Origin of the sequence: Nocardioides sp. LMS-CY, from assembly GCF_018732145.1 — a bacterium.
GTDB classification, from domain to species: Bacteria; Actinomycetota; Actinomycetes; order Propionibacteriales; family Nocardioidaceae; genus Nocardioides; species Nocardioides soli.
On the sequence record NZ_CP076104.1, the window covers coordinates 384,976 to 402,756 of the forward strand.

The following is a 17,781-nucleotide window of genomic DNA, read 5'->3' on the forward strand; positions in this document are numbered from 1 at the left end:
AGACCGCGAGGGTCAGGAGCACGTAGATGACATCGGACACGCCTCAGTCATAGGTCCGCGCGCGGCGTGCTCGCGCGCGTCTTGACGGTTCCTTGACGGTCCCGGTCGGCGCCTTGACGCATCCCTGACGGGTGGTTTCGAGGCTCAGGCGCCAGGGCGCCTTCGCACCTCAACCACCGCGGCGGTGGTTGAGGTGTGAGGAGCGCCAGCGACGAGCCTCGAAACCACCACCTACTCGGTCGACCACGGTGGTTGAGGTGTGAGGAGCGCCAGCGACGAGCCTCGAAACCACCCGAGGCTCAGCGCGGGACGCGCACCAGCAGCCGGCCGTGCACGCAGGTCATCCGCAGCTCCCGGCCCGGGCCGATCGAGTCGCCGTCGAGCTGCCGGGGGGTGTCGGCGGCGGCGCGCACCACGACGGTGTGGCCGGTCATCCGGTTCACGAGGTCGTCGGTGCGGGGGCGGCGGGCGAGCACCCGGTAGGCGAGCGGGATCCAGGACAGGAACTTGCGCGGGTGCAGCAGCACCACGTCGAGCACGCCGTCGTCGATGGCGGCGTCCGGCAGCAGCGGCATGCCCGCCTGGAGGAAGCCGACGTTGCCGACGACGATGGTGCGGGCGCGATGCTTGGTGAACTCGCCGTCGTCGACGGAGACCTCGACCCGGACGGCGGGGAACATCAGGGACTTCAGGGCGGAGAGCACGTAGGCGACCCAGCCGATCTTCTTCTTGATGTCCTCGTTGACGCCCTCCATGATCGCGGCGTCGAACCCCATGCCGGCCATCACCAGGAAGTGGGTGTCCTCGAAGCCGTCGCCGGAGACCTCGACCAGGTCGATCGCCCGGTCCTGGCCGTTGAGGGCGACGTCGATCGCCGCGCGCAGGTAGAGCGGGATGTCGAGGTTGCGGGCCAGCAGGTTGCCGGTGCCGGCGGGGATGATCCCGACCGGGATCCCGGTGCCGGCGAGCTCGGCGCACACCTCGCGCACCGTGCCATCGCCCCCGCAGACCAGCACCAGGTCGGCGCCCGCGACCGACGCCGCCTCGGCCATGCCGGTGCCGGGGTCCTCGACGGTCGTGTAGTGCCAGCTGGGCGTGGACCAGCCGGCCTCGGCGGCCATCGTCGACACGATCGCCTTGAACTGCCCGACGTCCTCCACCTTGATCGGGTTGAGGATCACCGCGAGCTGCTTCTCCGAGACGAAGACCTCGGGCAGCGGCTCGACGCTCTCCGCGTGGCCGCGCGGCCGGGGGTTGTAGAGGCCGATCGCGAGCAGCACGAACCCGGCGCCGAGCAGCACCCCGCCGACCACGTCGGAGGGGTAGTGGCGCCCGAGCAGCACCCGGTCGAGGCAGACGACCACGACGAGCAGCACCGCCCCGACGTACGCCAGGCGGCGCACGCTGCGCCGACGGACCAGCATCCCGACCAGCACGATCACGATGCCGGCGAACGCCGTGATCGAGGACGCGTGGCCGGAGGGGAAGGCGCCGTTGTGCAGCAGCGCCTCGGTGCTCTGCCACGGCGGCCGGTCGCGGTCGACCAGGCCCTTGAGCAGGGTCGTCGCCACCGCCGTCACGATCATCACGCCGGCGGTGAAGAACGCCGCCCGGTGGTAGCGACGCAGCAGCAGCACGAAGAGCACGGCGGTGTAGGCCGTCATCGCGATCGTCCCGGTGGCGACCTCGATCACCCGCAGCACGTCGTGCAGCCAGCCGACGTCGGTCGCCCAGGTCTGCGATCCCTCGCCGCGGTCGTCGAGGTCGACGAGCCACGCGGCGTCACCCACGACCGCCAGCAGCAACAGCCCGAAGAGCACGAAGCACAAGGCGGCCCAGCTCAGCACGGTGGCGCGGGGGCGGTCGAGCACGTGGATCCTCACGGTCGGGGGCGTCTGCTCGGAAAGTATGCCGGGAGCGCCGGTTCTCCCCAGGCACCGCTATCTCGCGAGCGCGCCCCGACCCGCCCCGGATAGCCTGGCAGCGTGACCTCACCCCACGAAATCGCTCGCCGCGCTCCCGATTGCGCGGGGACCCCGAGATGATCGATCCCCGCATCCTCCGTGACGACCCCGACCGCGTGCGCGCCGCCCAGGCCAAGCGCGGCCTCTCCGGCGAGGTCGTGGACCGGGCGCTCTCCGCCGACCAGGCACGGCGTCAGGCGATCACCGACTTCGAGTCGAAGCGGGCCGAGCAGAAGGCGCTCGGCAAACAGGTCGCGCAGGCCCAGGGCGAGGAGAAGCAGGAGCTGCTCGCCCGCACCAAGGCGCTCGCCGCCGAGGTGAAGCAGGCCGAGGCCGCGCAGGGCGAGGCCGAGGCCGCGTGGCAGGACGCGATCATGAGCATCCCCAACCTGGCCGCCGCAGAGGCGCCGGCCGGGGGCGAGGACGACTTCGTCGTCCTCGAGACCGTCGGCACGCCCCGCGACTTCGCCGCCGAGGGCTTCGAGCCGCGCGATCACGTCGAGCTGGGCCGGATCCTCGGCGCCATCGACCTCGACCGCGGTGCGAAGGTGTCGGGCTCGCGCTTCTACTTCCTCACCGGAGCCGGTGCCGAGCTCGAGCTGGCGCTGCTCAACCTCGCCATGGAGCAGGCCCGCGAGGCCGGCTTCACCCAGGTGATCGCGCCGTCGATGGTCAAGCCGCGCGCAATGGACGGCACCGGCTTCCTCGGCCAGGCGGCCGACGACGTCTACCGGATCGAGGGGCAGGACATGTACCTCGTCGGCACCTCGGAGGTGCCGATGGCGGCCTACCACTCCGACGAGATCCTCGACGGCGGCGCGCTGCCGCTGCGGTACGCCGCGTTTAGCCCCTGCTTCCGCAAGGAGGCCGGCTCGCACGGCAAGGACACCAAGGGCATCATCCGGGTGCACTGGTTCGACAAGGTCGAGATGTTCGTCTACACGACGACCGAGGAGTCGTACGCCGAGCACCAGCGGCTGCTCGAGTGGGAGAAGCAGTTCCTCGACAAGCTCGAGCTGGCCTACCGGGTCATCGACGTCGCCGCCGGCGACCTCGGGCTCTCGGCGATCCGCAAGTTCGACTGCGAGGCGTGGATCCCGACCCAGGGCAAGTACCGCGAGCTCACCTCGACCTCGAACTGCACCGAGTTCCAGACCCGCCGGCTCGACACCCGCGGGCGGTTCCCGAGCGACCAGGGCGGCACGAAGCCGATCTCGACGCTCAACGGCACGCTGTGCGCGATGACCCGCACGATCGTCGCGATCCTCGAGACCCACCAGCAGGCCGACGGCTCGGTGCGGGTCCCGAAGGCGCTCCAGAAGTGGCTCGGGCGCGAGACTCTGGAGCCGGTTCAGAAGTGAGAGTCCCCCTCGACTGGCGGCCGCAGCTGGTCGCGCTCGACATCGACGGCACGATCCTGTCCTGGATCGAGGGCGCCGGGATGGTCCACGAAGAGGTCACCCCGGCGGTCAAGAAGGCGATCCACCGGGTGATCGACGCCGGTGCGCACGTCGTGCTCGCCTCCGGCCGCTCGCCCCACGGCATGACGTCGATCGCCGACCAGCTCGAGCTGTACGACGAGCGGCGCGACCGCTTGTGGATCGTCGCGTCCAACGGGGCCGTCGTCTTCCGCTACCCGCCGATCGAGGTCGTGCACGAGGAGACCTTCGACGCGCGCCCGGCGGTCGCGGCCATCCTCGAGCACCACCCCGACGCCCTCGTCGGCGTCGAGGAGCGCGGCATCGGCTACCGCGTGAACGCGCCCTTCCCGGAGGGTGAGCTCTCGGGGGAGATGATCGTCACCGAGATCGACGAGCTGCTCGCCGTCGAGGTCAGCCGTGTGATCATCCGCGACCCCAAGGCGACCGCCGACGAGTTCGTCGACCTCGCGCAGCGGCTCGGCCTGCATGGCATCAACTACGTCGTCGGCTGGACCGCGTGGCTCGACCTGGCGCCGATCGGGGTCTCGAAGGCATCGGGTCTGGCCCACGTCGCCGAGCGACTCGGCGTCAGTGCCGACGACGCGCTCGCGGTCGGCGACGGGCGCAACGACCTGGAGATGTTCGCCTGGGCCCGCCGGGCGGTGGCGATGGGCCAGGCGATCCAGGAGGTCCAGGACGCCGCGGACGACGTGACCGGGCCGGTCGACGAGGACGGTCTCGCCGCCGAGCTCGACCGCTGGTTCGACCCCGATGGGGAGCGCGGATGAGCCTTCCGCCGATGGTCACGACCGAGCGGCTCCGGCTCCCGTTGTGGACGGCCGACGACGTCGTGGCGATCCGGAGCGGTGAGCGCCGCCCGGGTTGGCACCCCGACTACCCGCGTCGCGACGACCTCGACGCCGCCGGACTGTGGCGCGAGGGTGACTGCTGGGCGCCGCGGCACATCGTCCGCGGCGTGACAGCGCTCGGCTCGATCGGCTTCTTCGGCCCGCCGGAGCCGGCCGCCGACGGGGTGCCCGAGGTCGAGGTCGGCTACGGCCTGGTCGACGAGGCGCACGGCTACGGGTTCGCGACCGAGGCGCTCCAGGCCCTGCTGGCCGAGGCCGACGCGCTCGGCGTCCGCGTGCGGGCCAGCGTCGAGCCCACCAACAAGCCGAGCATCCGGGTGCTCGCGAAGTGCGGCTTCACCGAGCTGCGCGGCGCCAACGAGGACGGCGAGCTCGTGATGGCGCGGCCGTTGCCCGCCGGTGGCTGAGGTGCGCGCGGCGCGGCCCCGCCTCGTCGCCACCGACCTCGACGGCACCCTGGTCCGCAGCGACGGCAGCGTGTCGGCGTACACCGCCGAGGTCCTGGCCCAGATCGAGGCGTGCGGCGTGCCCGTCGTCTTCGTGACCGGGCGCCCGCTGCGCTGGACCGAGGAGGTCTTCGAGCACGTCGGCGAGCACGGCCTCGCGGTCGTCTCCAACGGGGCGCTGGTGTGGGACGTCGCCCGGCACCGGCCCCACCTCGAGCGCCCGATCGAGCCCGCCCTCGGCCTCGAGGCCTGTCGGCTGCTGCGCGCCGCGCTGCCGGACGCCGCGTTCGCCGTCGAGACGCTGGCGGGGTTCGGGCTCGAGGACCACTTCGTCGAGCTGGCTCCGGTGCCGGCCGACGCCCGCCGCGGACCGGTGGAGGAGCTCCTCGACCGACCGGCGCTCAAGCTGCTGGCGCGCCACGAGCGGCTCGGCCCGCAGGAGTTCTGGGAGCTCGCCGAGCAGGCCGTCGGCGGCCGGCTCGTGATCACCTGGTCGTCGACCTCGTCGCTGCTGGAGATCAGCGCCCCCGGGGTGACCAAGGCCTCGACGCTCGAGCTGCTGTGCACCGACCTGGGCGTCGACGCGGCCGACGTGGTCGCCTTCGGCGACATGCCCAACGACCTGCCGATGCTGGCCTGGGCCGGCTCGTCGTACGCCATGGCCGGCGCCCACCCGACCGTCCTGGAGACCGCGCTCCACCGCGCGGGCTCGAACGACGACGACGGCGTGGCCCGGGTGCTGGCTGGTCTCTTCGACCTGTGATCTGTTGAGATGTTCGTCGTGTCCCTCGTCCGATCGGCCCTCGCCGCGCTCCTGCTCTCCTCGGCGGGCGTGGTCGCGGTGGGCGCGGCGCCGGCCGTGGCCGCGTGCCCGGCCGACCGGGGGAGCCTGGAGGAGCATGCCAAGGGCGCCAACGGCGTCTTCACCGGCACCGTCGCCGATCGGAGCGTCGCCGGCACGACCGTGACCTACGTCGTCGACGCCGACCTGGTCTTCAAGGGCCCGGTCGCGACGTCGCAGGTCGAGGTCACCACCGACGCCCGGCGCGCCAGGTGCGGCAAGCCGGGGCTGCGCCCCGGTGCGGACTACGTGTTCTTCGTCCGGCGCGACGGCGACGCGCTGAGCACCGACAGTCGCAGCGGCACCGCGCCGGCGACCGAGGTGTACGTCGGGCAGGTCGAGCGGCTGCTCGGCGCCGGTCGCCCGGCGGTCGAGCCCGAGCCGGAGCCGGCGACCTTCACGACCGTCGCCGACGAGCCCGTCGAGCTCCGGCGACTGGCCGCGCCGGGCGCCGCCCTGGTGATCGTGGGGCTGCTGGGCCTGGTCTTCGTGGCCTGGCGCGGGCGTCGGGCCTGACGGCTTCCCCCAGGGATACCCGGTGCACCGGGTATCCCTGCACTTCTCGGGGTGTGCGGACGGGCAGAAGCGAGGGAAGTGCCCGAGCGGTCAGAGGTACATGCCGCCGGAATCACCCGGGGTCGGCGGCGGCTGGTCGCCGGCGCCGGGCTGGACGCCGGGGGCGCCGGGGCGGCTCATGCCGGGCGGCAGGCCGCGGCGGATCTGCTCGAACTGCGCCCGGGCGGCCACCTGCTGGGCGTAGATCGCGGTCTGGATGCCGTGGAAGAGGCCCTCGAGCCAGCCCACCAGCTGGGCCTGGGCGATCCGCAGCTCGCCGTCGGACGGCGTGGCGTCGTCGGTGAAGGGTAGCGACAGTCGCTCGAGCTCCTCGACCAGCTCGGGGGCGAGGCCCTCCTCGAGCTCCTTGATCGAGGCCTGGTGGATCTCCTTGAGCCGCTGCCGGCTCGCCTCGTCGAGCGGCGCCGAGCGCACCTCCTCGAGCAGCTGCCGGATCATGCTGCCGATCCGCATCACCTTCGCCGGCTGCTCGACCAGCTCGGTCACCGAGCGCTCGCTGTCGTCGTCCCCGTCGGCCGCCGCGGACACGGCGGAGGCGGGCACGGCGGCCACCGGCTGCCCGTCGGGTCCGATGATGACGACCTGCTGCTCGGCTTGCGGGGAGTCCTGCTCGCTCATGATCTCCACCGTATCGGTGTCGGTGAAGGCATCGGGAAGGGATCAGACGGTGAGCAGGATCTTCCCGCTGTGCTCGCCCGACTCCATGAACGCGTGCGCACCGGCCGCCTCGGCCAGCGGGAACGACCTGCCCACGACCGGGCGCACCAGGCCCTCGGCGACCAGCGGCCACACGTGCTCGACGACCGACGCGCAGATGGCGGCCTTCTCGTCGCTCGGCCGACCGCGCAGGTTGGTCGCGATCACCGCGCCGCGCTTGCGGAGCAGCTTGTTGATGTCGAGCTCCGCCCGGGTGCCGCCCTGCATGCCGATGATGACCAGCCGGCCCTGGATCGCGAGCGCGTCGATGTTGCGGTCGAGGTACTTGGCGCCCATGTTGTCGAGGATCACGTCGGCGCCGCGGCCGTCGGTCGCGTCCTTCACGACGGCCACGAAGTCCTGCTCGCGGTAGTCGATGGTCACGTCGGCACCCAGCGCCGCGCAGGCCGCCAACTTGTCGGGACTGCCGGCGGTGGTGGCCACCCGGGCGCCCAGCCGGTGGGCGAGCTGGATCGCGAACGACCCGATGCCACCCGCCCCGCCGTGCACCAGCAGCGTCTCCTGCGGCTGCAGGCCGGCGACCATGAACACGTTCGACCACACCGTGGCGGCGACCTCGGGGAGCGCCGCGGCGGTGACCAGGTCGACGCCGGCGGGCAGCGGCATCAGCTGCCCGGCCGGTACGACGACCCGCTCGGCGTACCCGCCCCCGGCCAGCAGGGCGCAGGCCTGGTCGCCGACCGACCAGCCCTCGACGCCGGATCCGATCGCCGCGACCGTGCCGCTGCACTCCATGCCGATCACGTCGGACGCTCCGGGCGGCGGCGGGTAGAAGCCCTGGCGCTGCAGCAGGTCGGCCCGGTTCAGGCCGGCCGCGGCGACGTCGAGCAGCACCTCGCCGGGGCCGGGCTCGGGGTCGGGGAGCTCCGCGACGGACAGGACCTCGGGGCCGCCGGGCTCGGCGGCGATGACGGCGCGCATGCGCCCAGCGTAGTGCCGGGCGTCAGAAGTTCTTGACGCTTCGCGCACCCATGGCACGCACTCTGCGGCGTTGCCGTCGCTTGCGAGACGAGCGGGTATGGCGGCGCTCCGGCGCCTTGCAGCGCACGCACCCTGAGCACGCCAACCGTGCAACAACTTCCAACGCACGACACTAGAGATCAGGCCCCGTCGTAGGTCTCGCCGGTGTGGTCCACCGAGGAGTCGTCGGGGATCTCGTCGTCGACGTCGTCGGGATCGGGCGCCCCCGCGGGGCGGTCCCAGCTCTCGGCCAACCGCTGCGCCCGCGCGGCGAGCGCTTCGAGGTCCTCCGGGTCCACGCCGCCGGCGCCGGCGGCGAAGCCCAGGAGGTACGTCGTGATCGGGGCGGCCGGCCGGGCCACGTTGTGGGCGGCGATCCGGGCCAGGTCGAGGATCAGTCCCTCGTCGACCTCGGTGTCCACGTCGAGGACGTCGCTGAGCTCGTCGATCCAGTCGTGGAGGTTCACGCCTCCCAGATTTGCCGCTCCGCCGGGCGCGTGGCAAGCCCCTCCGCCCGACTCCGCCCGACTCCGCCGCCGGGAGGGGCCGCCGGGCGGCGGTCACAGGTCGCGCAGGTCCGCCCAGGTGTCGACGTCGCGGCCCTCCGCCCCCGCCGGCGCCAGCAGCGCCAGGTCGAGGCCGGCGAGCAGCGCGCGCATCGACATCCCGTGCTGCGCGCCCGGATCGGGGCGGACGCCGTCGAGCCGGTCGGCGGCCAGCACCCCGGCGAGCTGGCGGCGTCCCGCGGCGTCGGTCAGGAACGCCCCGTCCCGGCCGTCGGCCGCCTCGTGCAGCCGCCGGAACGTCGACGGCGTGACCCGCGGCATGTCCACGGCCAGCACGCCCACGGTCGCCGGCCGGCGCGCCAGCGCGTCGTACCCGGTCAGCAGCGCCGCCACCGGCCCGCCGAACCGCGGCTCCTCGCGGCAGAAGGTCACCGGCCGAGTCGTCGGCACCGGGTCGCCCACGACCACCACCTCGTGCGCGTCGCGCAGCGCCCCGATCGCGTGCTCGAGGAGCGATCGCCCGGCGTACTCGACCGACGCCTTGTCGGCGCCGTCCATGCGCACCGCCCGACCGCCGGCCAGCACGATCGCGGCGAAGGTCATGTGTGGCAGTCTCGCACCGTGGCCAGCCTGCGAGTCGCCCTCGTCCAGCACGCCTCCGGCCTGGAGCCGGACGGCAACCGCGCCCTGCTCGACCGGCTCGCGCCGGCCGGCGCCGACCTGGTGGTCTTCCCCGAGGCGTTCGCCCGTGACTTCGGACCGGCCGGCTCCGACGTCAGCCCGTACGCCGAGCCCGCGGACGGGCCGTTCGCGACCGAGCTCGCCCGGGTGGCCGGCGACCGCGGGTCGACGGTCGTGGCCGGCATGTTCGAGCGGGGCGACGACCCCGACCGACCCTTCAACACCCTCCTCGCCCGGGGCGCCGCCGACGCGGCGTACCGCAAGATCCACCTCTACGACTCGTTCGGCTACCGCGAGTCCGACCGGCTCCGCGCGGGCCCGACCAGCCCGGTCGTGTTCGACCTGAACGGGTTCGGCGTCGGCCTGATGACCTGCTACGACCTCCGGTTCCCCGAGCTCGCGCGGGCGCTGGTCGACGCGGGGGCGGAGGTGCTGCTGGTCCCGGCCGCATGGGTGGCCGGGCCGCACAAGGTCGACCACTGGCGCACCCTCGTGCGGGCACGGGCGATCGAGAACACCGCCTTCGTGGTCGCCGTGGGCCAGCCGGGGCCCCGCTACACCGGCCACTCGCTGGCCGTGGACCCGTTCGGCGAGGTGCTCGCCGAGGCCGGGGACGGTCCCGAGGTGGTGACCGCTGTGGTCGAGCACACGGTGCTGGAGCGGGCCCGCAGGACCAACCCCTCGCTGGCGAACCGGCGAATGTAACCTTCCTGCCCGTGTCCAGGTCCGTCCCTCGTCGTCGTGCCGCGCGTCCGTCGCGGCGCCGCGACGGACGGCGGACCCCGGTGGACCCGGCCCCTGTCGAGGCGCTGCCGGCCCCGGTCGACCGACCCGCCCCCGAGCCGGCGCCCGGGCCGGTCGCCGGGCCCGAGCCGACCCCCGCGGTCGAACCGGTCCGCGCCGTCGGGCTGGGGCCGCGCCGGCTGACCGGACGGGAGCAGCTGGCCCGCTCCCGGTGGCCGTTCGTGCTCTGGTCGGCCGTCGTCCTGGCCGGCGTCGGCGCGCTCGTCTCGTGCCTGCTCGAGGTCGGCCCCGGCTGGCTGTGCAGCGCCGGCGCGGTGACGGTCGCCACGGCGTACTCCTGGGCGCTCGCGGTCCGCAGCGGCGGCCGGCCGGTCGTCGTCGGGCTGCTCGCCCTCGTGCTCGGCCTCGCCGCGGTGCTCAGCGGGGACGAGTCGCTGCGCACCGGCGCCGCGGTGCTGACCTGCGTGGTCGCGTCGGTGTTCGCGGTGATGGCGACGGTCCCCGCGGTCCGCTTCATTGGCGCCGTCCGCGAGGTGGTGATCGCGGTCGTGCTCGCCGCCGTCGGTGCGATGGCCACGGTCGGCTTCGCGCCGGTGGTGACGGTCGTGCGCTTCGAGTACGCCACGCTCGGCCTGTCGCTGCTCGGCTCCTTCGCGCTCGTCTACCGGCTCGGCGCGGGTCTGCACGGCCTGGGCCGGCGCGGGCTCGTGATCGTGCTGCTCGGCACCGGGGTGCTGGCGATCACGCTGGCCTACGCCGAGCTGCTCCGGCGCTACGGCACCCCCGGCCTGGTCGGCAACCTGCTCGACGTCGTCGTCTGGTCGCGCGACAACCTGGGGGCGTTCCCGCGGCCGCTCGAGACCGTGCTCGGCATCCCCGCCCTGGCCTGGGGGGTGCACATGCGGGCCCGCCGCCGACAGGGCTGGTGGGTGTGTGCGTTCGGCGTCGCGGCCACGGTCTCGGTCGCACAGGCGCTGGTCAACCCCGCGGTCGCGCTCACCGAGTCGGTGCTCGCGGTGACCTACGGCGCGATCGTCGGGCTGGCGATCGGCTACGTGGTGATCCGGATCGACCTCGCCTTCACCGCGCCGCGCGGTCGGCGTGGGCGACGGGCGGAGGAGGCCGCCGCACTGCGTCCGGAGCCGTCGCGCACGCGCGCCCTGCTCTGAGTCGCCCGGTCAGCTCGAGGTCGACCGCCAGCACCGGTCCGGCGTGCAGCTCGCCGGCCGGCACCAGCAGCTCGGGGCCGACGACCACGTCGATCCCGGGCGCGGGGACCACCGCGACCCACAGCGAGCCGCGGTGGGCGGCGACCAGCTGTTCGGGGTGGTAGGCCGGGGCGCAGGCGCCGACCTCGGCCGCGACGACGCTGGTGACGCCGCGGGCCCGGGCCCGCTCGACCCGGCGGCCGGAGCACCGGGGTCCGAGCACCTGGGTCGGCACGCTCACGTCGAGGCGCACGGCGCCCGTCCAGGAGTGCTGCACCGGCAGCCGCGTGGAGATCGGCGCGTCGCCGTGGCGGTGGTAGGTCTCGTGCCCCGCCTCCCGCATCTTGCGCCACCACGCCTCGCGCTGGCGCGGGCTGCTGACCGCGGTGCCGACGTACACGTCGGCGTCCAGGCGAACCGTCGCGTCGAGGTCGTCGCAGACGTAGGGCTGCGGCACGTCGCCGGCGGTCGCCAGCGCGAGACGGAGGCGGAGCGTGGTCACGCCCGGAGGAGCAGCGACGGGGCGGGTCAGATACGGCGTACTACGAGGTAACGGTCTAGGTTCTGAGCATGCCCCGCGAACAGGTGACCGAGATCGTGGCCGAGATGGTGGCGAACGTGATGAGCGTGGCCGTCGCGCCGGGCGACCGGGTCGCGGCCGGGGACACCGTCGTGCTGCTCGAGTCGATGAAGATGGAGATCCCCGTGCTCGTCGAGGCGGCCGGGGCGGTGCGCGCGGTCAAGGTCGCCCCCGGCGACGTCGTCCAGGAGGGCGACGCGCTGCTGGAGATCGTCGCCGACTGACGGTCTGACGGCCCCTGACGGCCCCTGACGGCCTGGTCTCGAGACGCCGGTCGCGACCTCCTCCGTCGGTCGCGCGGCTCCTCGACCTTGCTGCTGGGTCCCAGGCCTCGCAAGCTCGGCCTGAGGCAGCTGAGGTCGCGCGGCTCCTCGACCTTGCTGCTGGGTCTCGGCCTTCGCAGGCTCAGGCCGAGGCAGCTGAGGTCGCGCGGCTCCTCGAGCTTGCTGCTGGATCTCAGGCCTCGCAAGCTCGGCCTGAGGCAGCTGAAGCAGAGGGGGCGGGATTCGAACCCGCGGTGGGTCTCCCCACGACCGCTTTCAAGGCGGTTCCGATCGGCCACTCCGGCACCCCTCCGTGGCCGGGCCGGGGCCCGGGCACCCGAGCAGTGTAGGGCGCCGATCTCGGTGGGCCCGCCCCAGGCCGGGGTGGGCGACCGGCCTACTCGGAGCCGCCGAGCTCGAGCTCGACCTCGTCGTACGCCAGGTCGCTGAGCCGCTGGGCGTGGTGGCCGACGTCGACGAGCAGCCGCTGGAGCTCCGCGCGGACGGCCTCAGGATCGGGGTGCTGGAGCACGTGGGGTCCGAGCGTGCCGATCCGGGCGAGCAGGGCGTTGCGTTCGCGGAGCACGCTGCCCTCGCGGGCGGCGGTCCAGGCCTCGGTGCCGGTGCCGGTCTCGGCGACCAGCGCGTCGCGGACGGCGGCCAGGCCCTGGCGGACCCGCCAGCGCCACTGTCCGACGGAGACCTCGGGCCGGCCGTAGGCGTCGAGCGCCTGGCCGAGGCCCAGCAGTGCGGCCGGGAGTCCCGTAGTGGTGACGGCCATGACAACCTCCCGGTGACCCGGAGCGGTGGGGGACTACGAGTGTCGCTCCCAGGTGGCCGGACGACAACCCGCTGTCGGCCCCGAATCCGGTGTCTTGTTCAATCAACCCATGTCCGCTGCACCCGACGGCTCCCGTCCCGGACCCGATGCCGTGCCCGAGGTGTCGGAGTTCCGGTTCGCGCCCGCCTTCGCCGCCCGGCTGGTCGGCGGACTGCTGGTCGTGCTCGCCGTGCTGCTGGTGGTGACGACCGTCGTCGTCGCCGTCGCGAGCCTGCCCTTCCTGGTGCTCGTGCTGGTGGCCCTGATCGGCGTCGTCGGGGTGCTGGTGGCCGGCAACCTGCTCACCCGGCGCCTGCCGGTGGTGCACCTGGGCCCCGACGGCTACCGGGTGCGGCTGGTGCGGGGCGCGGGCACGTCGGCGGCGGCCTGGACCGAGGTGCGGGAGGCGGTGACGACGGCGTCCGACGGGCTGCCGGTCGTCGTCCTGAGGCTCGCGGACGGGGGCACCACAACCATTCCGGTGAGCCTGCTCGACGTCGACCGCGAGGAGTTCGTACGGGTCCTCCAGGGCCACCTCCAGCGCGGCCAGGGCCTGACCCCGCTGTCGTGACCCGGCCTGGACCGGGGCGCCGGTCCAGCCCCCGATCCGAGCCCTGATTCGGCACCCGCCGGTGGCTCCTTGTAGCCTGTGCTGGCTGTCGGGAGGCGTCGCCTAGTCCGGTCTATGGCGCCCGCCTGCTAAGCGGGTTGAGGGCAAACCCCTCTCGCGGGTTCAAATCCCGCCGCCTCCGCCAGTGATCCGACCCCCTTCGCGCCTCTGCGCGGAGGGGGTCGAGGCGTTGTATGGTCGATTCCGACCCGCGCTCTCCTCGCCTGCGTCCCGCGCTCCGCGGCGGCGCTGCAGGAGTTTGCAGGAAGTTGCATTGCACTTAATTGAGGCATCGTTTGGCTCGGAAGGGATGCGGGCATCCCGGATCATGGGTGGCACCGGACCATCCGTGGGGTCCGATGAGTACATGAGGTGGGTCAACATGAAGATTGCGCGCAAGATCGCGTTCGTGGTCGCCTCGGCGACCCTCAGCGTCGGCCTGCTGGGGATCTCGGCTCCGGCACACGCTGACATGAGCTGGGGTTGGTCGGTCCGCCGCTGACCGAGACGCAGTTCTTGAGGCGGGAGCCGGCCACACCCCCCACGTTGCCCGGCTCCGAGGCTCACCCCCCAGAGCCAGCCTCACTGATAGAGGGCAGTGGCCCGCCCCCGGGCCACTGCCCTCAGTCTTCGCCTGGACCGTCCCCGGTGCCGTCCTCCGCCGGATCCGCCTCGGCTCGGAGGCCGAGCCGACCCAGCGAGTAGCCGAGCTGGAAGCGGGTCTCCGCGTCGAACTCCTCCTTGAGGTCGGCGACGTAGCCGGCGTAGGTGCGCGGGCTGACGCCGAGCCGCTTGGCCGAGACCGGGTCGGAGTGTCCCTCGATCAGCATCCGCATCGTCATCGCCCGTTGCTCGTCGGCGATGTGCTTGACGACCGAGGCCTCCTGGCTGGTGAACGGCCGGGCCCGCTCCCAGGAGCGCATGAACACGTCGACGAGGTAGGCGACGATCGTCGGCTCCCGGATCGCGAGCGCGATCTTGAGGTCCTGCGGCGACGGGATGATCGCCGTCCGCCGGTCGACCACGATCATCCGGTTGAAGAACTCGTCCTGGGTGCGTACCTCCGCGCCCAGCGGACTGAGCGCCGCGACGTACTCCCGGGTGGCGGTGCTGCGCCGGGCGCTGTGCTGGTAGAGCGTGAGGATCCGCACGCCCCGCTCCAGCAGCGCCCGCTCCATCTGCAGCGACTCCTCGAGGCCCTTGCCGGTGTCTCGCCCGCTCTGCGGCTGCGCGGTGAGCACCTCCTCCTCGGCCTCGGCGCCCAGCGTCCCCAGGAACGCGTTGATCGTGTCGCCGTGCAGGTAGCGGAACGGGCCCCGCTCGGAGGCCTCCGGCGCCTTGCGCCAGGTCTGGCTGACCGTGTTCAGCGCCTCGGCCCAGCGCAGCGACTCCTCGAGGAGCAGCGCACCCTGCTGGCTCAGCGGCGCGACCACGCGTCCATGGACCAGCCCCGGGTCCTCGGCGACCCAGCGATCATTGTCCGGGTCGAGCCGCACCAGCCCCATCTCGCGGAGCTGTTCGAACGCGTCGTGCAGATCACCGCCCGCGACGACTCGTGGCTCTCCGGCCACGATGCCGCCCGAGCTGACGATCTCCTCGTAGAGCGCCGCACCGGCGGTCTCGAAGAGCGCGCGGTCCCCCGCGTCGGATGTCCCCACATCCCCTCCTGGCCGTTCCCCACGTCCCGTGTGGGCACGATCCTCCCACAGGGGCCCAGGACGAGGGCCCCGTCCGTGGACGGGGCCCTCGTGGGTACGGCGTACGGAGGGGGCCGCTCTCAGCCCTGGAGGCGGGCGCGGAGCGCGTCGAGCTCGGTCCAGAGCACGGCCGGCAGGTCGTCGCCGAACCTCTCGAACCACTCCTGGATCTGCGGGAGCTCGGCCCGCCACTCCTCGGCGTCGACGTGCAGCGCCGCGGCCAGGGCCTCGTCGCTCAGGTCGAGGCCGTCGGTGTCGAGCGAGCCCGGCGCCGGCACGTGCCCGATCGGGGTCTCGACCGCGGCGGCCTGGCCGTCGATGCGCTCGACGACCCACTTGAGCACGCGGCTGTTCTCGCCGAACCCGGGCCACAGGAAGTCGCCCTTGTCGTCGCGGCGGAACCAGTTGACGTAGAAGATCCTCGGCAGCTTGGCGGCGTCGTTGTCCTTGCCGACCGAGATCCAGTGGCCGAAGTAGTCGCCGGCGTGGTAGCCGATGAAGGGCAGCATCGCCATCGGGTCGCGGCGCACCACGCCGACCGCGCCGACCGCGGCGGCGGTGGTCTCCGAGGAGAGGGTCGCGCCCAGGAAGGTGCCGTGGGTCCAGTCGCGGGCCTCGAAGACCAGCGGCACGGTCGTCTTGCGGCGGCCGCCGAAGAGGATCGCGTCGATCGGGACGCCGCGCGGGTCGTCGTACTCGGCCGCGAGGATGTCGCACTGCTTGATCGGCGTGCAGTAGCGGCTGTTCGGGTGGCTGGAGAGCTCGTCGGACTCCGGCGTCCAGGGCTGGCCCGTCCAGGAGGTGGCCCGGGCCGGCGGGTTCTCCAGGCCCTCCCACCAGACGTCGCCGTCCTCGGTGAGCGCGACGTTGGTGAAGACCGAGTTGCCCTTGTCGATGGTCTTCATGGCGTTGGGGTTGGTGTGCTCGTTGGTGCCGGGAGCGACGCCGAAGAAGCCGTACTCCGGGTTCACCGCCCACAGGCGGCCGTCCTCGCCGATCCGCATCCAGGCGATGTCGTCGCCGAGCGTCTCGACCGTCCAGCCCGGGATCGTGGGCTGCAGCATCGCGAGGTTGGTCTTGCCGCACGCGCTCGGGAAGGCGGCGGCGACGTACTTGACGACGCCCTGCGGCGAGGTCAGCTTGAGGATCAGCATGTGCTCGGCGAGCCAGCCCTCGTCGCGGGCCATCACGGAGGCGATGCGCAGGGCGTAGCACTTCTTGCCGAGCAGCGCGTTGCCGCCGTACCCGGAGCCGTAGGACCAGATCGCGCGCTCCTCGGGGAACTGCACGATGTACTTGGTGTCGTTGCAGGGCCACGCGACGTCGGGCTCGCCGTCGGCGAGGGGGTGGCCGACCGAGTGGATGGCGGGCACGAAGTCGGCGTCGAGCTCGGTCATCCGGTCGAGCACCTCGGTGCCCATCCGGGCCATCACGCGCATCGACGCGGTGACGTACGCCGAGTCGGTGACCTCGATGCCGAACATCGGCCGCTCGGCGTCGAGGTGTCCCATCACGAACGGGATCACGTACATGGTGCGGCCCCGCATGCACCCGTCGTACAGCCCGCGCATGATCCGCTTCATCTCGTCCGGCGCCATCCAGTTGTTGGTGGGGCCGGCGTCGCGCTCGTCGACCGAGCAGATGTAGGTGCGGTCCTCGACGCGCGCCACGTCGGTCGGGTCGGACGCGGCGTGGAAGGAGTTGGGCTTGATCGCGGGGTCGAGCCGGGTGAAGGTCCCGGTCGCGACCAGCGTGTCGGTGAGCTCGGCCCACTCCTCGTCGGAGCCGGTGCACCAGTGGATCCGGTCCGGCCGGGTCAGGGCGGCGATCTCCTCGACGAAGTCGAGGATGCCCCGGTGGGTGGTGGGCGTGGTGGTGGCGTGCGTGGCGGTCATGCCTGGTTCGTTTCCCTCTCGCGATTCGCGGTCGTGCCCGTGGGCGGGCCGGCGCCGGCCGTCGAGCGCATCGACGGTGTGTCGGAGTCGTGGTGGTCTCGGGCGGCGCCGTCGTCGGCGACTGACGGAGCCGCTCCGAAGCGGTGCGGGCCTGGTGCCCGGCTCCGGGACGTGGCGACCGTACCCGCCCGGTCGAGGGCCACACATTGGAACGATCAACGACCGGTGTGCGGCGTCACATCCCTTGTTTTGAGCGGTTCTGAGCGTCACTAGTGCGTTCGCGACGGCCCCTGCTTCGGCCTTTCGCGGGCCGAAGGGGGACCGCCGGCGCGGACCCGCCCGGCCCGGGGTCCCCGCCCCGGCGCCGACGCTGATTTCGGCCCGGCGGCGACGGTCCGCTATCCTCGTCCAGTCGCTCGCGAGGGCGGCATGCGCCCGTAGCTCAACGGATAGAGCATCTGACTACGGATCAGAAGGTTTGGGGTTCGAATCCCTACGGGCGCGCAGTGTGATCTCTCACGAGATCCCGGACGACCCGGACCCTGGTTGGGTCCGGGTTCTCTGTTTCTGGGGTCTGGTCCTGGGGTTCGGCCGGTGGGTTGGTAGTCGCGGGTGGGGTCGATGTTGAGTCGTCGACAATGTCGTGTGCAGGACGTGGTGGCGGGCCTCGCCGGCCCCGTCGCTGCCGGAGGTCTTCGGGCAGGCATGGCAGGTGGTGGCCAGGGTCGCTCGTCGAGGCAGTGATCGGTGGGGCGTCGGTGGTTGTCTCGTCGATGAAGAGATCGACAAGGTCCTGGAGCCCCTCGATCGTGGCCGGCTGGACCGGTTGGGTGGTGTCTTGTAGGACCGCGCATGGCCATCCGGCCATCAATGCCGCCGCGCGCCCGAAATATGGGTCGAAACCCCGCCTGGGAAGACTGCTTGTATCGCCCCAGAAGCCTGCATCGAAGTGCGTCACTTGCTTGACGGCTGCCATGGCGGCC

18 protein-coding genes and 3 tRNA genes are annotated in these 17,781 nt (G+C 72.7%); 11 read left to right on the plus strand and 10 right to left on the minus strand.

Annotation, left to right across the window (positions count from 1 at the left end; translation table 11 throughout):
* Positions 1 to 299 precede the first annotated feature (299 nt).
* Positions 300 to 1,871, minus strand: coding sequence for a bifunctional phosphatase PAP2/diacylglycerol kinase family protein (locus tag KM427_RS01805; RefSeq protein ID WP_215526055.1), 1,572 nt, complete (start codon positions 1,869 to 1,871; stop codon positions 300 to 302).
* Positions 1,872 to 2,041: 170 nt separating this feature from the next.
* Here KM427_RS01805 and serS point away from each other — a divergent pair, with 170 nt between their 5' ends.
* The 5 genes from serS to KM427_RS01830 are packed head-to-tail and all read left to right on the plus strand — an operon-like array spanning position 2,042 to position 6,057.
* On the plus strand, positions 2,042 to 3,325 hold the full coding sequence (gene serS, locus KM427_RS01810) for a serine--tRNA ligase (RefSeq protein WP_215526056.1): 1,284 nt from the start codon (positions 2,042 to 2,044) through the stop codon (positions 3,323 to 3,325).
* Entirely contained in the window at positions 3,322 to 4,173 is an 852-nt protein-coding gene (locus KM427_RS01815) for an HAD family hydrolase (RefSeq protein WP_215526057.1), read from the plus strand. Before serS ends, KM427_RS01815 begins: the two co-directional genes overlap by 4 nt.
* Entirely contained in the window at positions 4,170 to 4,661 is a 492-nt protein-coding gene (locus tag KM427_RS01820) for a GNAT family N-acetyltransferase (protein ID WP_215526058.1), read from the plus strand. The genes KM427_RS01815 and KM427_RS01820 overlap by 4 nt, the downstream gene beginning before the upstream one ends.
* Positions 4,654 to 5,463 (plus strand): HAD family hydrolase, encoded by an 810-nt coding sequence (locus tag KM427_RS01825; RefSeq protein WP_252274956.1) that lies wholly within the window; start codon positions 4,654 to 4,656, stop codon positions 5,461 to 5,463. The genes KM427_RS01820 and KM427_RS01825 overlap by 8 nt, the downstream gene beginning before the upstream one ends.
* Positions 5,464 to 5,481: 18 nt before the next feature.
* A complete protein-coding gene (locus KM427_RS01830; protein ID WP_183592322.1) occupies positions 5,482 to 6,057 on the plus strand; it encodes a hypothetical protein in 576 nt (191 codons plus the stop codon).
* 90 nt (positions 6,058 to 6,147) lie between these two features.
* On the opposite strand, the gene KM427_RS01835 is transcribed toward KM427_RS01830, so the two are convergent.
* From KM427_RS01835 to KM427_RS01850, 4 genes are all read right to left on the minus strand, one after another.
* Positions 6,148 to 6,735, minus strand: a complete 588-nt coding sequence (locus KM427_RS01835; protein WP_183592323.1) for a bacterial proteasome activator family protein — start codon at positions 6,733 to 6,735, stop codon at positions 6,148 to 6,150.
* Between the two features lie 42 nt (positions 6,736 to 6,777).
* Complete coding sequence (locus KM427_RS01840) at positions 6,778 to 7,755, minus strand: NAD(P)H-quinone oxidoreductase (protein WP_215526059.1); 978 nt, start codon at positions 7,753 to 7,755, stop codon at positions 6,778 to 6,780.
* A gap of 179 nt (positions 7,756 to 7,934) precedes the next feature.
* Positions 7,935 to 8,261, minus strand: coding sequence for a DUF6457 domain-containing protein (locus KM427_RS01845; RefSeq protein WP_215526060.1), 327 nt, complete (start codon positions 8,259 to 8,261; stop codon positions 7,935 to 7,937).
* 93 nt (positions 8,262 to 8,354) lie between these two features.
* Entirely contained in the window at positions 8,355 to 8,903 is a 549-nt protein-coding gene (locus KM427_RS01850; protein ID WP_215526061.1) for an NTP transferase domain-containing protein, read from the minus strand.
* A gap of 18 nt (positions 8,904 to 8,921) precedes the next feature.
* Between KM427_RS01850 and KM427_RS01855 the strand changes: the two genes are divergently transcribed.
* Positions 8,922 to 9,686 carry a carbon-nitrogen hydrolase family protein gene (locus KM427_RS01855; RefSeq protein ID WP_252274959.1) on the plus strand — a complete coding sequence of 255 codons (765 nt, stop codon included), beginning with the start codon at positions 8,922 to 8,924 and terminating at the stop codon, positions 9,684 to 9,686.
* Between the two features lie 80 nt (positions 9,687 to 9,766).
* Complete coding sequence (locus KM427_RS01860) at positions 9,767 to 10,894, plus strand: hypothetical protein (RefSeq protein WP_215526062.1); 1,128 nt, start codon at positions 9,767 to 9,769, stop codon at positions 10,892 to 10,894.
* On the opposite strand, the gene KM427_RS01865 is transcribed toward KM427_RS01860, so the two are convergent.
* On the minus strand, positions 10,806 to 11,435 hold the full coding sequence (locus KM427_RS01865) for a hypothetical protein (protein ID WP_215526063.1): 630 nt from the start codon (positions 11,433 to 11,435) through the stop codon (positions 10,806 to 10,808). The genes KM427_RS01860 and KM427_RS01865 overlap by 89 nt on opposite strands.
* Before the next feature lie 68 nt (positions 11,436 to 11,503).
* On the opposite strand from KM427_RS01865, the gene KM427_RS01870 reads away from it, so the two are divergent.
* Positions 11,504 to 11,737 carry a biotin/lipoyl-binding carrier protein gene (locus KM427_RS01870; protein WP_183592329.1) on the plus strand — a complete coding sequence of 78 codons (234 nt, stop codon included), beginning with the start codon at positions 11,504 to 11,506 and terminating at the stop codon, positions 11,735 to 11,737.
* Positions 11,738 to 12,004: 267 nt separating this feature from the next.
* Here KM427_RS01870 and KM427_RS01875 read toward each other — a convergent pair.
* Positions 12,005 to 12,089 (minus strand) — tRNA-Ser (locus KM427_RS01875).
* 84 nt (positions 12,090 to 12,173) lie between these two features.
* The gene (locus KM427_RS01880; protein ID WP_215526064.1) at positions 12,174 to 12,557 is read right to left on the minus strand and encodes a hypothetical protein; all 384 of its coding nucleotides are present in this window, start codon (positions 12,555 to 12,557) and stop codon (positions 12,174 to 12,176) included.
* A 109-nt stretch (positions 12,558 to 12,666) separates the two neighbouring features.
* On the opposite strand from KM427_RS01880, the gene KM427_RS01885 reads away from it, so the two are divergent.
* On the plus strand, positions 12,667 to 13,167 hold the full coding sequence (locus KM427_RS01885; protein WP_183592331.1) for a hypothetical protein: 501 nt from the start codon (positions 12,667 to 12,669) through the stop codon (positions 13,165 to 13,167).
* A 91-nt stretch (positions 13,168 to 13,258) separates the two neighbouring features.
* Positions 13,259 to 13,351 (plus strand) — tRNA-Ser (locus KM427_RS01890).
* A 478-nt stretch (positions 13,352 to 13,829) separates the two neighbouring features.
* Here KM427_RS01890 and KM427_RS01895 read toward each other — a convergent pair.
* Complete coding sequence (locus KM427_RS01895; protein ID WP_183592332.1) at positions 13,830 to 14,864, minus strand: phospholipase D-like domain-containing protein; 1,035 nt, start codon at positions 14,862 to 14,864, stop codon at positions 13,830 to 13,832.
* A 119-nt stretch (positions 14,865 to 14,983) separates the two neighbouring features.
* A complete protein-coding gene (locus KM427_RS01900; protein WP_215526065.1) occupies positions 14,984 to 16,798 on the minus strand; it encodes a phosphoenolpyruvate carboxykinase (GTP) in 1,815 nt (604 codons plus the stop codon).
* A 431-nt stretch (positions 16,799 to 17,229) separates the two neighbouring features.
* Here KM427_RS01900 and KM427_RS01905 point away from each other — a divergent pair.
* Positions 17,230 to 17,302 (plus strand) — tRNA-Arg (locus KM427_RS01905).
* Positions 17,303 to 17,781: the final 479 nt, after the last annotated feature.

What these genes read in the sequence shown, in the direction of transcription:
- serS (WP_215526056.1), top strand. Translation starts at nt 2,042, where the DNA reads ATGATCGATCCCCGCATCCTCCGTGACGACCCCGACCGCGTGCGCGCC.
- KM427_RS01820 (WP_215526058.1), top strand. Translation starts at nt 4,170, where the DNA reads ATGAGCCTTCCGCCGATGGTCACGACCGAGCGGCTCCGGCTCCCGTTG.
- KM427_RS01835 (WP_183592323.1), bottom strand. Translation starts at nt 6,735, where the DNA reads ATGAGCGAGCAGGACTCCCCGCAAGCCGAGCAGCAGGTCGTCATCATC.
- KM427_RS01840 (WP_215526059.1), bottom strand. Translation starts at nt 7,755, where the DNA reads ATGCGCGCCGTCATCGCCGCCGAGCCCGGCGGCCCCGAGGTCCTGTCC.
- KM427_RS01850 (WP_215526061.1), bottom strand. Translation starts at nt 8,903, where the DNA reads ATGACCTTCGCCGCGATCGTGCTGGCCGGCGGTCGGGCGGTGCGCATG.
- KM427_RS01870 (WP_183592329.1), top strand. Translation starts at nt 11,504, where the DNA reads ATGCCCCGCGAACAGGTGACCGAGATCGTGGCCGAGATGGTGGCGAAC.
- KM427_RS01880 (WP_215526064.1), bottom strand. Translation starts at nt 12,557, where the DNA reads ATGGCCGTCACCACTACGGGACTCCCGGCCGCACTGCTGGGCCTCGGC.
- KM427_RS01885 (WP_183592331.1), top strand. Translation starts at nt 12,667, where the DNA reads ATGTCCGCTGCACCCGACGGCTCCCGTCCCGGACCCGATGCCGTGCCC.
- KM427_RS01900 (WP_215526065.1), bottom strand. Translation starts at nt 16,798, where the DNA reads ATGACCGCCACGCACGCCACCACCACGCCCACCACCCACCGGGGCATC.